14 protein-coding genes are annotated in these 13,193 nt (G+C 73.6%); 2 read left to right on the top strand and 12 right to left on the bottom strand.

Going from position 1 to position 13,193, the window contains the following annotated elements:
* Positions 1-56: 56 nt before the first annotated feature.
* Both ACFW6B_RS12490 and fdxA read right to left on the bottom strand, forming a co-directional pair.
* Positions 57-1,151, bottom strand: a complete 1,095-nt coding sequence (locus tag ACFW6B_RS12490) for a bifunctional succinyldiaminopimelate transaminase/glutamate-prephenate aminotransferase (RefSeq protein WP_386594918.1) — start codon at positions 1,149-1,151, stop codon at positions 57-59.
* Positions 1,152-1,314: 163 nt separating this feature from the next.
* Positions 1,315-1,635, bottom strand: a complete 321-nt coding sequence (gene fdxA, locus ACFW6B_RS12485) for a ferredoxin (RefSeq protein WP_019058397.1) — start codon at positions 1,633-1,635, stop codon at positions 1,315-1,317.
* 141 nt (positions 1,636-1,776) lie between these two features.
* Between fdxA and ACFW6B_RS12480 the strand changes: the two genes are divergently transcribed.
* Positions 1,777-2,808: a GNAT family N-acetyltransferase gene (locus tag ACFW6B_RS12480; RefSeq protein WP_386594916.1), complete on the top strand. Its 1,032-nt coding sequence runs from the start codon at positions 1,777-1,779 to the stop codon at positions 2,806-2,808.
* 17 nt (positions 2,809-2,825) lie between these two features.
* Positions 2,826-3,677 carry a tetratricopeptide repeat protein gene (locus ACFW6B_RS12475; protein WP_386594914.1) on the top strand — a complete coding sequence of 284 codons (852 nt, stop codon included), beginning with the start codon at positions 2,826-2,828 and terminating at the stop codon, positions 3,675-3,677.
* A 52-nt stretch (positions 3,678-3,729) separates the two neighbouring features.
* Here ACFW6B_RS12475 and ACFW6B_RS12470 read toward each other — a convergent pair whose 3' ends face one another.
* The 10 genes from ACFW6B_RS12470 to ACFW6B_RS12425 form a co-directional block, all read right to left on the bottom strand.
* Positions 3,730-4,344 carry a response regulator gene (locus tag ACFW6B_RS12470; protein ID WP_386594912.1) on the bottom strand — a complete coding sequence of 205 codons (615 nt, stop codon included), beginning with the start codon at positions 4,342-4,344 and terminating at the stop codon, positions 3,730-3,732.
* Positions 4,341-5,561: a sensor histidine kinase gene (locus tag ACFW6B_RS12465; protein ID WP_386595022.1), complete on the bottom strand. Its 1,221-nt coding sequence runs from the start codon at positions 5,559-5,561 to the stop codon at positions 4,341-4,343. The genes ACFW6B_RS12470 and ACFW6B_RS12465 overlap by 4 nt, the downstream gene beginning before the upstream one ends.
* Positions 5,562-5,566: 5 nt before the next feature.
* Entirely contained in the window at positions 5,567-6,307 is a 741-nt protein-coding gene (locus ACFW6B_RS12460) for an ABC transporter permease (protein ID WP_386594910.1), read from the bottom strand.
* Positions 6,304-7,299, bottom strand: coding sequence for an ABC transporter ATP-binding protein (locus tag ACFW6B_RS12455; RefSeq protein WP_386594908.1), 996 nt, complete (start codon positions 7,297-7,299; stop codon positions 6,304-6,306). The genes ACFW6B_RS12460 and ACFW6B_RS12455 overlap by 4 nt, the downstream gene beginning before the upstream one ends.
* Before the next feature lie 252 nt (positions 7,300-7,551).
* Positions 7,552-9,732: a hypothetical protein gene (locus ACFW6B_RS12450; protein ID WP_386594905.1), complete on the bottom strand. Its 2,181-nt coding sequence runs from the start codon at positions 9,730-9,732 to the stop codon at positions 7,552-7,554.
* Positions 9,733-9,892: 160 nt separating this feature from the next.
* A complete protein-coding gene (locus ACFW6B_RS12445; RefSeq protein ID WP_386594904.1) occupies positions 9,893-10,318 on the bottom strand; it encodes a DUF6113 family protein in 426 nt (141 codons plus the stop codon).
* Positions 10,318-11,223: an N-acetyl-1-D-myo-inositol-2-amino-2-deoxy-alpha-D-glucopyranoside deacetylase gene (gene mshB / locus ACFW6B_RS12440; RefSeq protein ID WP_386594902.1), complete on the bottom strand. Its 906-nt coding sequence runs from the start codon at positions 11,221-11,223 to the stop codon at positions 10,318-10,320. Before mshB ends, ACFW6B_RS12445 begins: the two co-directional genes overlap by 1 nt.
* Positions 11,224-11,320: 97 nt before the next feature.
* Positions 11,321-11,773, bottom strand: a complete 453-nt coding sequence (locus tag ACFW6B_RS12435) for a PIN domain-containing protein (RefSeq protein ID WP_386594901.1) — start codon at positions 11,771-11,773, stop codon at positions 11,321-11,323.
* Positions 11,766-12,053: a type II toxin-antitoxin system Phd/YefM family antitoxin gene (locus ACFW6B_RS12430; protein ID WP_386594899.1), complete on the bottom strand. Its 288-nt coding sequence runs from the start codon at positions 12,051-12,053 to the stop codon at positions 11,766-11,768. Before ACFW6B_RS12430 ends, ACFW6B_RS12435 begins: the two co-directional genes overlap by 8 nt.
* Positions 12,054-12,163: 110 nt before the next feature.
* Entirely contained in the window at positions 12,164-13,135 is a 972-nt protein-coding gene (locus ACFW6B_RS12425; protein WP_386594897.1) for a helix-turn-helix domain-containing protein, read from the bottom strand.
* Positions 13,136-13,193: the final 58 nt, after the last annotated feature.

The following is a 13,193-nucleotide window of genomic DNA, read 5'->3' as shown; positions in this document are numbered from 1 at the left end:
CTCGTTTCCCCGGACCCCCGTTCCGCTGTCGGCGGCAGCACCACGGGACGGGAGGACTACCTCAGGCGTTCCACCGCCGCCGCCACCCGCTCGTCCGAGGCGGTGAGGGCCACGCGGACGAACTTCTCGCCCGCCTCGCCGTAGAAGTCGCCGGGGGCCACCAGGATGCCCAGCTCGGCCAGGTGGGCCACCGTGGACCAGCAGGACTCGTCCCGGGTCGCCCAGAGGTAGAGGCTCGCCTCGCTGTGCTCGATGCGGAACCCGTGGCCCAGGAGGGCGTCGCGCAGGGCGGTGCGGCGGGCGGCGTAGCGCTCGCGCTGTTCGTGGACGTGCGCGTCGTCCGAGAGCGCGGCGACCACGGCGGCCTGGGTCGGCGCGGAGGTCATCATGCCGCCGTGCTTGCGGATCGCGAGGAGCTCGCCGAGGACGGCGGGGTCGCCCGCGAGGAACGCGGCGCGGTAGCCGGCCAGGTTCGAGCGCTTGGACAGCGAGTGGACCGAGACGATCCCCTCGTAGGAGCCGCCGCACACGTCCGGGTGCAGCACCGAGACCGGGTCGGCCTCCCAGCCCAGCTCGATGTAGCACTCGTCGGAGAGGACGAGGACGCCGTGCTCGCGGGCCCAGGCGACGATCCGGGTGAGCTCCGCGGCGGACAGCACCCGGCCGGTCGGGTTCGACGGCGAGTTCAGCCACAGCAGCTTCAGGCCCGTCGGGTCCAGCTCCGTCGGGTCGTCGTAGACCACGTGCTCCGCCCGCGCGAGCCGCGCGCCGACCTCGTACGTCGGGTAGGCGAGGCGCGGGTAGGCGACCTTGTCGCCGGGGCCGAGGCCGAGCTGGGTCGGCAGCCAGGCGACCAGTTCCTTGGAGCCGACGACCGGCAGGACGTGCCGGTGGGTGACGTCCCGCGCCCCGAGCCGCCGCTCCACCCAGCCCGTGAGCGCGTCCCGCAGCTCGGGCGTGCCCCACACCGTGGGATAGCCGGGCGAGTCCGCGGCGGCGACCAGGGCTTTCTGGATCAGCTCGGGCACCGGGTCGACCGGGGTGCCGACGGACAGGTCGACGATGCCGCCCGGGTGAGCTGCGGCGGTCGCCTTGAAGGGCTCCAGCTTGTCCCAGGGGAAGACGGGAAGCCGGTCGGAGACTGCGGACACGGGATCAGGCTCACTTTCTCGTACGTACGCCCTGTGCACCGGGTACGGGCCGCCGCGCGGGCGGGCACCGCAAACGCCTCGGTCCCGCACGGCAACCGGTGATCAGGCCGTGCGGGACCGAGGCGGCGCTTCCCCGGCTACCGCTGGGCGGGGAGCGGGCCGCTTACTGGTTCTGCGGCGGCAGCGCGGCGACGAAGGGGTGGTCGCGCTCGATCAGACCGAGCTTGCTGGCGCCGCCGGGCGAGCCGAGCTCGTCGAAGAACTCGACGTTCGCCTTGTAGTAGTCCTTCCACTCCTCCGGAGTGTCGTCCTCGTAGAAGATCGCCTCGACCGGGCACACCGGCTCACAGGCTCCGCAGTCGACGCATTCGTCCGGGTGGATGTACAAGGACCGGGAGCCCTCGTAGATGCAGTCGACCGGGCACTCCTCGATGCACGCCTTGTCCTTGACGTCGACACAAGGCTGCGCGATGACGTAGGTCACGCTGTCGTTCCTCCTCGATAGGGCGCTGGCGGGCCTGTCGTAGGCTCCGCCGCCTGGCGCGCGGGAGCGCGGCGTAGTCGATGCCCGCCCCTAGTATCTCCGTTCTTGGGCATGATCCGAACAGGAGGGGTGAACTGACCTGTGGAATTCTCTGCCGCCGGCCGCCTGGAGGTCCGTGTCACCGCCGCTGACGTGGGAAAACGCGTCTCCGTGCGGCGCCTGACCGACGATGGAGACACGGTGGAGAAGTTCACCGATACGGTTGGTGTTCTCACATCATGGGACGACGGCGTGCTGCTGATCACACGACGGACCGGTGAGCGGATCCGGATCGCGGAGTCCTCGCTGGTCGCGGCCAAGGTCGTGCCCTCGGCCCCGGCCCGTCGGCGCGGTCCCGCGGCGTCCTACGAGGAGCTGGTGCGCGTCGCCGCGCGGGCCTGGCCGCCGGTGGAGAGCGAGCGGCTCGGCGGCTGGGAGCTGCGGGCGGCGGGCGGGTTCACCCGGCGCGCCAACTCGGTGCTGCCGCTGGGCGACCCCGGCGTGCCCCTGGACCGGGCGCTCGCGTACGTACGGGACTGGTACGCGGCCCGTGGCCTGCCCGCCTTCGTCCAGACCGCGACCGGCGCCGAGGGCACGCAGGAACTGCTCTGCGCGGAGCTGGAGGCGCGCGGCTGGACGCGCGAGGTGACCGCCGAACTGTGGACCGGGGCGCTCGCGCCCGTCGCGGACCGGGAGGCACCCGGGGTGACGCTCTCCCGCACGGCCGACGAGGCGTGGCTCGGCCGCTACCAGCGCAAGGGCGTCGGCGAGACGGCCCTGAAGGTGCTGGGCGGCGGTCCCTCGGTGTGGTTCGCGACGGTGCCCGGTGACGGGGGCGGGCCTCCGGCGGCGATCGGGCGGTGCGTGGTGGACGGCCGCTGGGCCGGTTTCGCCGCCGTGGAGGTCGCCCCGGACATGCGCCGCCGCGGTCTCGCCGGTGCCGTCATGGCCGCGCTGGCGGGCCGGGCCCTGGAGGAGGGCGCCTCGGCGGCCTGGCTCCAGGTGGAGGCGGACAACGCCGGGGCGCGGGAGCTGTACGCCCGGATGGGCTTCGCCCCGCACCACGCGTACCACCACTACCGCGGGCCGTCCGGTGACATCGGTGCGGGTGCCGAGCTGTATCGATCGACGTGACGGGGCACGAGCCGACTATGCGTTCCCCCCAGCCACCCGAGCCGGAGCGGGCCGCCGAGGTACGGCGGCGGTTCGCCGAGGAGGCGCGGGCCGAGCGGCCCGACCTGGCGGAGCTGTGCCTGCTGGTGGGCGCCGCGGCCGACGGTTCCCTGGGCGACGCCGGCATGGACGCGGCGCAGATCGAGCTGGACGAGCTGGCGGGCCGGCTGCCCTTCCGTCCGGGCGGCCCCCGGGCCTGGGCGACCGCTCTCGCGGAGCTCCTCGGCGGGCGTCTGGGGTACCACGGCTCACCGGGCGACTACCAGCGGCTGGAGTCCTCCCTGCTGCACGCGGTGCTGCGCCGGCGGCGCGGGCTGCCCATCCTGCTCTCGGTGGTGTGGATGGAGGTCGCGCGGCGGGCCGGGGCGCCGGTCTACGGGGTGGCGCTGCCCGGTCACTTCGTGGTGGGCTTCGGACCGCCCGGGGAGCAGGTGCTCGCCGATCCCTTCGAGGGCGGGCGCGTGCTGACCGGCTCCGACGCCGAGCTCCTCGTCGCGGGCGCGACCGGTGCCCCGCTCGACCCGTCGATGCTCGCCCCCGCCGACCCGCTCGACGTCGTCCTGCGCGTCCTGAACAACGTCCGGGCCTGGGCCGCCGCCCGGCCCGAGCGCTCCGACGTGGCCCTGTGGTCGGTGGAGCTCTCCCTGCTGCTGCCCTCGCACCCGGCGCGGCTGCGGTACGAGCGGGCCCAGCTCCTGGTGCAGCGGGGCGACTTCCTGACCGGGGCCGCCGAACTCGACGCCTACGCGGACGTGGTGGCGGCGGTCGACGAACCGGCCGCCTCCCGGGTCCGCCAACAGGCCCACGCGGCACGGGCGATGCTCAACTGACGCTCCCCTGGGGCCTGTCCGACGATTCCCGTCCACCCGGCGACCGTACCGTTCACAGCCAGCCCTTCTCCCGCGCGGTCCGTACCGCCTCCGCCCGGTTGCGCACCGCGAGCTTCTGGATGGCGGTCGAGAGGTAGTTGCGGACCGTGCCCTGGGAGAGGTGGAGGGCCTTGGCCAGTTCGGCGTTGGTGGAGCCGTCGGCGGCGGCGCGCAGGACCTCGCGTTCGCGGTCGGTCAGGGGATTGGCGCCCTCGGCGAGCGCGGCGGCCGCCAGGGTGGGGTCGATGACGCGCTCGCCGTCCAGCACCTTGCGCACGGCCGCGGCGAGTTGGGCGGCCGGGGCGTCCTTGACCAGGAAGGCATCGGCGCCGGACTCCATGGCGCTGCGCAGATAGCCGGGGCGGCCGAAGGTGGTCAGGACGATCAGCTTGACGTCCGGGAGCTCCTTGTGGACCTCGGCCGCCGCCTCTATGCCCGTCATGCCCGGCATCTCGATGTCGAGGAGCGCCACGTCCACGTCGTGGGCGCGGGCCGCCGCCAGCACCTCGTCGCCGCGGGCCACCTGGGCGACCACCTCGATGTCCGGCTCCAGCCCCAGCAGCGCGGCCAGCGCCTCGCGGACCATCGACTGGTCCTCGGCGAGCAGGACCTTGATCGTGCGGCTCATGCACCGGATCCTACGGGGTCGCCGGCCGCGCCCACAGAGGTCCTGCCTCCTTCCAGGGGTGCCCGTGCCACCAGCCGGAATCCGTGCCGGGCACGGCCCGCCTCCATCGATCCGCCCGCCTTCTCCAGGCGTTCGGCCAGTCCGGTCAGTCCGTTGCCGGGTCCGCCCGAGCCGCCGCCCGAACCGTCGTCCTCCACCGAGAGTTCGAGGACGGGACCGTCCAGGGTCTGGCGCCGGACGAGTTCGACGGTGCAGCGCCGGGCGCCGCTGTGCCGTACGACGTTGGTGACCGCCTCGCGCAGCGCCCAGGCCAGCGCGGACTCGGTCTCCTCGGGAACGCCGTCGAGGCCGGGCTCGGCCGGAAGGTCGGCGGTCACCTCGGCGGCGGTCAACGCGACCTGGGCACCCGCGAGTTCCTCGGCCAGCCGCAGCCTGCGGTAGCCGGTGACCGCCGCGCGCACGTCCACCAGGGCCTGGCGGCTGACCTGTTCGATGTCGGCGACCTGCCGGGCCGCCTTGTCGGGGTGGTCGGGCAGCATCCGCCCGGCCAGTTCGCTCTTCAGCGTGATCAGCGAGAGGGAGTGGCCGAGCAGGTCGTGCAGGTCCCGGGCGAGCCGCAGGCGCTCCTCGTTCGCGGCGAGCTGGGCGACGGTGGCCCGCGCCTTGCGCAGCTCGATCGTCGTGCGCACGAGCTGCCGTACGCCGGTCATGGCGAAGCCGATCAGCACGACGAGCAGGACGAGGTTGCGCGCCTCCTCCTCGCCGCCGTGCAGGCCGACGAGCAGCATCACGACGGCGGTCAGCGGGATCGTCCAGTAGGAGACCCGCAGTGGGAACGTCGTGCCGCAGGCGACCGAGACGTACACGAACAGGCCGAGCCAGGGCGCGCCGAGCGTCAGGCACAGGACGACGGCCAGCGCGCCGAGGGCGATCACCATGAGGGTGACGGCCAGGGTGCCCGTGAAGGCCTTGCCCATGTGCCGGAAGACCAGCGTCAGATAGACGGCGACGAAGGCCGCGAGGCCCACCCAGCCGGCCGCGGCGGCCGCGGGTCTGTGGCCGCCCGAGACGAGGTCGTGGACCGGCGAGCTGAGGAACACCAGCCAGATGACGATCCACACCGACTTGCGCAGGGCCTCGCGGAGGTTGCGCGGGGACTGTCCCCATCGCACGATCCGGTCCGTGCGGGCCGCGTCGGGCATCGGGTCTTCCGTCATGGCGTTCACGCCTTCAGCGTGTCCTTCCGGTACAGCCAGGCCGCGCCGCCCGCGAAGAGGGCGAAGGACACGGCGAGGATGGCGACGTCCTTCGCGTGCGGGGCGTTCCCCTGTTCGATGGCCTGCCCCAGGGCAGCGTACGCGTGGGTCGGGAGCCATTTCGCGATGTTCTGGAGCCAGTCGGGGAAGGTCGTCGTCGGCATCCACAGGCCGCCGAGCATCGACAGGCCGAAGTAGACGATCATCGTGATCGGCCGGACCGCGTCCCCGCTCGCGAGGTAGCCGATGGCGACGCCGAGCGCGGCGAAGACGAGGCTGCCGGCCCAGATCACGCCGGTGAGCGCGCACCACTGCCAGGCGTCCAGGCGTACGTCCTTCACCGCGGCGGCGACCACGAAGACGATCACGATCGACGGCAGGCTGATCACGGCGGCGCCGGCCGTCTTGGCGAACACGTAGCCGCGGCCGGGCAGCGGGGTGAGCCTCAACTGCCGTACCCAGCCGTTCTCCCGCTCCTTGGCGATGCGCTCGCTGTTGCCCATGAGGACGGCGGTCAGGGCGCCGAAGGAGGCCATGGAGACCATGAAGAAGGTCGGCAGGGTCAGGCCGGTGCCGTCCACCTCGGTGGTGCTGTCGGCGCCGCCCGCGATCAGCAGGAACAGGGCCGAGGGGTAGATCACCGAGAAGAACAGGAACTTGCGGTTGCGCAGGGCGCGGGTGATCTCCAGCTTGATGAGACTGTTCACTTGGACGCGGCCTCCTCGGCGGCGGTGCGGGTGGTGTCCTCGGCGGCCGCCCGGGTGGCCTCCTCGGCCTCGGTGATGGCGACGAAGGCCTGCTCCAGACCGAGTCCGGCGACTTCGAGGTTGCGGGGGTGGAGGCCGAGCCCGTACAGCGCGTGGACGGTGGCGTCCGCGTCGGAGGACTGGATGCGGACCGTATGTCCGGACCCCGCGGCGGAGCCGCTCTTGGACACCGTGACCGAGGTGAGGAACGGCAGGGCGCGCAGCGGGGCCTCGTCGATCGCGCCCTCCAGGTCGAAGGAGACGCGGCGCGCCCCGGCCCTGGCCTTGATCTCGGCGGCGGTGCCGTCGGCCAGCAGCCGCCCCCGGTGCAGGACGAGCACGCGGTCCGCTATGGCGTCGGCCTCCTCCAGGTAGTGCGTGGCGAACAGGACGGTGCGGCCCTGGTCGGCCTGCTCGCGCATGGTGGCCCAGAAGGCCTGCCGGGCGGAGACGTCCATGCCGGTGGTGGGCTCGTCGAGGACGATCAGGTCGCTGTCGCCCGCTGTGGCGAGGGCGAAGCGGACGCGCTGGGCCTGGCCGCCGGAGAGCTTGTCGACCTTGCGGTCGGCGATCTGGGCGAGGCCGGCGCGGGCGAGGACCTCGCTCACGGGGTACGGCCTCGGGTGCAGGTCGCAGGCGAGCCCGACCAGTTCGCCGACGGTGACCTCGTTCATCAGCCCGCCGCTCTGGAGCATGGCGCCCACGCGGCCGGCGACGATCGCCTCGCGCGGGCCGGTGCCCAGCACCCGGACCGTGCCGCTGTCGGCGTTCCTGAGGCCGAGCAGCAGGTCGAGCGTGGTCGACTTGCCCGCGCCGTTGGGGCCCAGCAGGGCGACGGTCTCCCCCGGGTGGAGTTCGAGCGTCAGCCCGTCCACGGCCCGGACGTTCCCGTAGCTCTTGGTCACCGATTCGAACCGGACCACCGGGACGGTGGTCGCCGCAGTCGTTGTCATGCCGTCCATCGTGCTGGGGACGGGGGTGCGCGCGGCAGTGCGGTGTGTCCTGAGGGGCGGATGACAGATGTCATGCCGGTGGTCCGCCGCCCGTCATGTCCGCGGCCCCGGACGGCTTCCGGGGCCGCGACGGCCGGACGGCTTCCGGGTCGGCGGCGGCCGGACGGCTTCCGGACCGGCGGCCGGAACGGCGCGAGGGCGCCCGGCCGGAATGTCACCGGCCGGGCGCCCTCGGCGCGTTCGCCCCGCCCGTCAGGTGGGGTTGGTGGAGATGGTGATGATGCGTTCGGCGGGCGTCTTCCCGACGAGCGCCCTGCCGACGGCCGAGGCCACGTCCTGCGGGCTCACGGCCTTCTGGCTGCCGTCGCCCTTGGTGATCGTCACGCCGTCGAAGGCGTGGCCGTACAGCTCCTCGAGCGCCTTGAGGTCGTAGTGCTCGACGAGCTTGCCCTGGACCGGCTGGACGCTCAGGAACTTCCAGATGGACTTCTGCGGGCTGAAGGAGACGGAGTGGGCCGCGTCGGTCTGGACGGTGATGTTCGCGGACATGGCGACCGTCGCGAACGTCGACATCTTCCGGTCCACCTCGGCCTTGCTGACCGTCGGCTGGCGGGTCGTGGTGGCGACCTTCACCGGAGTGGCCGTGTTGGTCTCCACCTGGGCCCGGTACGCGTCCTGGACGGCCTGCAGCGAGGGCCCGACGTCGATGCCCTTGCCCTCCTTGCCGTAGACCGCGACGGCCTTGCCCGACTGGAACTTGATCGTGCCGTCGCTCGCCGAACCGGCGCCGCTCGCGGCGCGCTCCAGGGCGGCCTGCAGCTTCTCCCTGTCGACCGGCATCACGGGCTCCACCACACGCCCCTGGCCGAACAGCGAGCCGATCACGGAGATCGGGTTGTAGTCGCTGCCGGCGGCGGCGCGGACGGTGGCCTGGCTGTCGATCTGGAGTCCGGCCTGGTCGGGCCTGAGCTGGACCGTGTCACCGTCGACGGACAGCGTGAGCGGCTTGTTCGTCCGGGTGCCGAGGGCGTCGTCGAGCTTCTTGACGGCGTCGTCACGGGTGCCGCCGCCGATGTCGACGCCGAGCACCGTGGTGCCCTTGGGCACGTCCGAGTGGTTCATGAGCAGGCCGGCCCCGTAGGCGCCGGCGGCGAGGACCACGACGAGGGCGGCGAGGAGAGCCGGCTTGTTGCGGCCCTTCTTCTTCGCCGGCTTCGGCTGGGCGGACTGCTGCCGGACCGGCTCGGGGAGCTTCGGGGGCGTGTGCGGCCGGGGGTCGTCGAAATCCCCCTCGTACGCGAAGTCCTGGGTGGGCGACACGACGGGCATGCCGCTGGTCAGCGTGTGCCCGGAGACGTTCTCCGCGGGGGCGCCGTAGGCACCGGGTCCCGGGTCGGGCGCCGGCTTCTGCGGGGTGAGGATCGCGGTGTCGTCGCTGAGACCGCCGCTCAGGCCGCCGCGCGTGCCGGTGTGTCCCGCGCCGGTGCTCCGGCCGCCCGGGGCCGGGCCCGCGCCCGTGTTCCTGTTGCCGGCGGACTTGCCGGGGTTCCGGGCCAGGCTGCCGGGGGCCGCGCCCGCGCCGGCCGGGGGCCGCAGCGGGCCGTCGCCGGTGGCGGGACCGCCGGTCGGACCGGCCGGGCCGCCGCGGCCGCTCTCGGAGAAGTACGGGAGGTCGTCGCGGCGCGGTTCGCCGGACCCCTCGGACGCGCCGGACGCGCCGGGCGAACCGATGGCCGGGAACGAGCCGGTGTCGCGCAGCGCCCCGGAGACGTCGAAGGAGCCCGTGCCGCCGCCGTGGCCGGGGGCCACGGGTCCGGCGCCGGTGGCACCGGGGAGCGCGGCACCCTTCGTGCCGCCGGGCCGGACGCCACCGGTGATGCCCAGCGGACCGGCGCCGACGGACGGCGCCGGCCGTCCCGTGGCCGGTGCGCCCGCGGAAGGCGCGGGGCCCGCGGGAGCCGGGCCGCCCGGCGCGCCCGCGCCGCCGCCCGGCGCGCCCTTGGGGGGCGCCGCGGCCTTGCGGGGCGCGAACCAGTTGCTCGTCTCGGCCTGCGCGGACTGCTCCGCGGGCACGGGCGGGGCCGGGGTGGTGACCGTGGTGCTGGAGCTCGACGCGTCCGCGGGCGAACCCGCGCCCTGCGACGCCTGCGTGCCCTCGCCGTCCTCGGGCGACGCCTCGGCGTCGGCGTCGGCGACGGGTTTGCGGACGACCACGGGCGGGATGGGCCGCGATCCGGGGATGTTGATCCGGATCCGTGTCGTCAGGGTTGTCTCGGTCTTGCGCTCCTCCGTCGGCTTGCCGGCGGCCGAACGGCCCGCGTCGGCACCGTTCTCGGAGACCGCGGGGGTGCCGTACGGGGGCGTCCCCGACGGGTACGCGGCTCCACCGCGCCCGTTGGGCCCGGAGGACGAACTGTCAGTTTCACGACTCAAGGCAGGTTCTCCCGGTTGGCTCCGCCGCCCGTTTACTCGACCTCATCTCGGGCAGCTCGGCGGCGCGCACCACCATACTGGCCGTGTCCGGCCCGCAAACCTCGCCCATGGAGGAATCTCACACGGGACCGGCACGGGACTGATACGGCGAAGCGGTACGTCACTTGCCAAGTCGGGCGCCGGAAGGGCCCGGTTGCCGCCCCCGGCCGAGAGTGGCGCACATCACAGCCACGGCCATGCCCCCGAGCAGGAAGAGGTACGAGACGACTCCCGCGCCGAAGAGGAAGTCCCCTTCCGGCCTGCTGGCGGTGAGCAGGATGACGGCGACCATCCAGCCCGCGGCGGGCGCGACGGCTCCGGCCCGGGTGCCCGCCGCCCGCGCGCCGCCCAGGAAGAGCCCGGCGGCGCCCGCCAGGGCGAGCAGCAGCCCGAGGGGGAACCAGCCCGGCTGCACCAGCGCTCCGGCGGCACCGGCCAGGGCGCCGAGCAGGAAGAGCCCCAGGTAGGCGGCGATCCGCCCGCCCGAGGGCCGTGTCAGCGGCTGGGCGAGCACGCTTCCCCCGCCGCGCTGTCCGTTCTCGTTCATCACAGATCCGCCCCCCGCCCCGTCGTCCCGGCCCCCTCGAAGAGGTCCCCCTCGCGCGCCGCGGGGCGCGGGGCACCGACCAGTTCGTAGTACTCGGTGGTGAAGAGCGGCTGGGCCAGCTCGTTCGAGAGGACGAACCAGGGCCCGTCCACGGTGATCTGGGTGGCGTGCGCCCGCATCGCGGCGGCCTTGGCGCCCGCGTACGCGGTGCCGTCGATCTCGGTGGTGACGGTCGCCTCGTCGACGACGCCCGGTACGTCGCCGACGGTGGCCGCCCTGTCGAAGGGCAGGCCGGGCAGGGCCTCGCGCAGCCGGGCGAACGCCTCCTCGGCGACCGGGCGCGGCACCCGGTTCCAGTAGGTCTTGGCGATCCGCCACGCGCCGCCGAGGTCGGGGCGGTGGGCGGGCTCCGCGGCCAGCTCGGCCGCGCGCATGGCCACGCGGTGGGCCTGGATGTGGTCGGGGTGCCCGTAACCCCCGTCGGGGTCGTAGGTGACGAGCACCTGGGGGCGCACTTCGCGGATCACTTCCACGAGGTGGTCGGCGGCGTCGTCGACGTCCGCGGCCCAGAAGGCGCCGGGGCGGTGGTTCTGCTCGACGCCCATCATCCCGGAGTCACGGAACCGCCCGGGGCCGCCCAGGAAGCGGTGGTCGGTGACGCCCAGCTCCTTCATGGCGGCGCTCAGCTCGCCGATCCGGTGGGGGCCGAGTCCGCCCTCGCGGTCGGGGGCGAGGTGGGCGAGCTCGGGCGGGATGACCTCGCCCTCCTCGCCGAGGGTGCAGGTCACCAGCGTCACCTGGGCGCCCTCGGCCGCGTAGCGGGCCATGGTCGCGCCGTTGTTGATCGACTCGTCGTCCGGGTGCGCGTGCACCAGGAGCAGACGCCGATCGGGCAGTTCCGTCATGGGGCCACCCTACGAGGCGGCTTCGCTGTCGGGCGTCCCCGTACTCCCGTCAGCTCTCGGCTCCCGCCGGCGACGGCCTCGAAGCGCTCCGACAGCGTCAGAAGTCGTCGGGGAGCAGCCGGAAGGCGGGCTGGCCGGTGAGCGGACGCATCATGCGGAAGTGGCTGTCCGTCGTGAAGATGTCGGCCGTCCGGAAAGCCGCTGCCAGGGCGACGTTCATCGCGTCCACCAGACCTACTCCCGCCCCGCCGTCCGCGTCGACGTACCCGCGCATCACCGCCATGGCGGTTCTCAGGTGCGGTGCGGTGTCGGGAATCTCGAACCGGCGGGCCTCCGCCTGGCCCGTGATGAAGTCCAGTGCGTTCATGGCGGCCCTGGTGCCGACTCGCGAGGTCAGCAGGTAGTCCAGTTCGGTGAGCACCATGGGTGACACGACGAGGTGCCCCGTCTGTGCCAGAGCTTCCCGGTGAGCGGAGTGGCCGGGGTCCTTCGGCGTGAACAGTCGGTACAGGGCGTTCGTGTCGGCGATGGCGACCTGGATGTCAGGCACCGGTTCCCCCGCCGACGTCTTCGCCCAGACCCCGTAGCGTCGCCTCGATCTCGTCGTCGTCGAGTACGGGGCCACCCAGGTCCGGGAAGTCCAGGTCGCCCATGGGATCGGTGCGGAACGGATACGCGGGTCGGCCCGTCAGCGCACCGCGCGGCACGATGTCTCCTATGGGGACGCCGTCCTTGGTGATGGTCACCGTCTCCCCTGCCGCCACTCGGGCCAGGACACGCGATGTCTGCTGATTGAGCTCCCTGAGCGGGACCTCCGCGCTCTCACTCATTCTTTGACTGTACTACTCGTTCTACACCGATGCCGGGCAGCGGCCGACGGGCGGCCATGCCCGTCCGGACGGGACACAGGTCCGGACGGGACACAGGGGGCCGCGTCGCATCAGACGGCCGCCCGTGCGCCGGACCGGCAGTCCCGGCAGCGGCCCGGCGCGGGCGCCCGGAAGGCGCGCTCGCAGCCGTCGCAGGTCTGGAACGGGTGCAGGACACCCGGCGTCCGTACGGGCTCGCGGAACGGCGGCGGAGGCGGCAGCTGGGCGGCGAGGCGGTGGGCCAGCAGCGCGGCCGGGCGCCGGAGCCCTTCGGGCGGCAGATCACCGGTCAGCGCATGCCGTACGGCACCGGGACTGACGTCTCGCTCCAGCCAGGCGGCGACACCGGGGGCGAGATGGGCCGTGTCGCAGGCGGAGAGCAGCAGGCGGGGGTCATGGCGGCGGAGGTCCGCGAGGAGGTCGGTGGCGGCCCGGAGGAGCCCCGGGGCGGTGCAGGCGGGCTGCGGCACCGCGGGGAGTGGCTTGCGTGGCGCGCGGGGCCGGGGGTGCTCCGGGGCGGGGCACCCTGGCCTGGGGTCCTCCGGCCTGGGGTGTTCCGGAGCGAGGTTTCCCGGCCCGGCGTGTACCGACCCGACGTGCGCCGGGGTGGAGCGTGCCGACCGGGCGGGTTCGGGAGCCGCCTCGGCGTCGGTGCGGCGGCCGGGCTGATTGCAGAAAACCGTGCGGGTGACGATACGGCCGCCCGGAACGCGCTCACGGGCGCGGCGCAGATAGCCGTGGGCTTCGAGCTCGCGCAGCGCCGCGGCGATACGGGTCGAACCCTCGGGGAACCGGGCGGTGAGGGTCTTGATGTCGACGCGGGCGCCGGTGGGCAGGGACTGGATGTGCACTCCCAGCCCGATCGCGAGCCCGGACAGCTCGGGGTGCTGGGCGAGGTGGTTGCCGATCACCGTGAAGCGGACGGTGTGGCGGGTGGTGTCGTGCGTGAGGCCGCCGGCGTGGGTGGAGGACCGATTCGCGTGCCTCTTGGCGGCAACACGGGCCCGGGCGCGCGGGAGCGCGCTAGGGTTCTGCGTATCCATCGGGAAGCTTCCTCTTCCTCGGTGGTCAGGCCCTCGCACTGGGATTGGCGTCCCGGCG

This window comes from Streptomyces sp. NPDC058751, assembly GCF_042746485.1.
GTDB lineage: Bacteria > Actinomycetota > Actinomycetes > Streptomycetales > Streptomycetaceae > Streptomyces.
The sequence above is the reverse complement of the archived record's forward strand: the minus strand, read 5'-3'. Positions and strand labels throughout refer to the sequence as shown.

Bases quoted from the DNA above. Each gene is read 5' to 3' on its own strand.
- ACFW6B_RS12475 (WP_386594914.1), top strand. From the start codon at position 2,826: ATGCGTTCCCCCCAGCCACCCGAGCCGGAGCGGGCCGCCGAGGTACGG.
- ACFW6B_RS12470 (WP_386594912.1), bottom strand. From the start codon at position 4,344: ATGAGCCGCACGATCAAGGTCCTGCTCGCCGAGGACCAGTCGATGGTC.
- ACFW6B_RS12465 (WP_386595022.1), bottom strand. From the start codon at position 5,561: ATGACGGAAGACCCGATGCCCGACGCGGCCCGCACGGACCGGATCGTG.
- ACFW6B_RS12455 (WP_386594908.1), bottom strand. From the start codon at position 7,299: ATGACAACGACTGCGGCGACCACCGTCCCGGTGGTCCGGTTCGAATCG.
- ACFW6B_RS12445 (WP_386594904.1), bottom strand. From the start codon at position 10,318: ATGAACGAGAACGGACAGCGCGGCGGGGGAAGCGTGCTCGCCCAGCCG.
- mshB (WP_386594902.1), bottom strand. From the start codon at position 11,223: ATGACGGAACTGCCCGATCGGCGTCTGCTCCTGGTGCACGCGCACCCG.
- ACFW6B_RS12430 (WP_386594899.1), bottom strand. From the start codon at position 12,053: ATGAGTGAGAGCGCGGAGGTCCCGCTCAGGGAGCTCAATCAGCAGACA.
- ACFW6B_RS12425 (WP_386594897.1), bottom strand. From the start codon at position 13,135: ATGGATACGCAGAACCCTAGCGCGCTCCCGCGCGCCCGGGCCCGTGTT.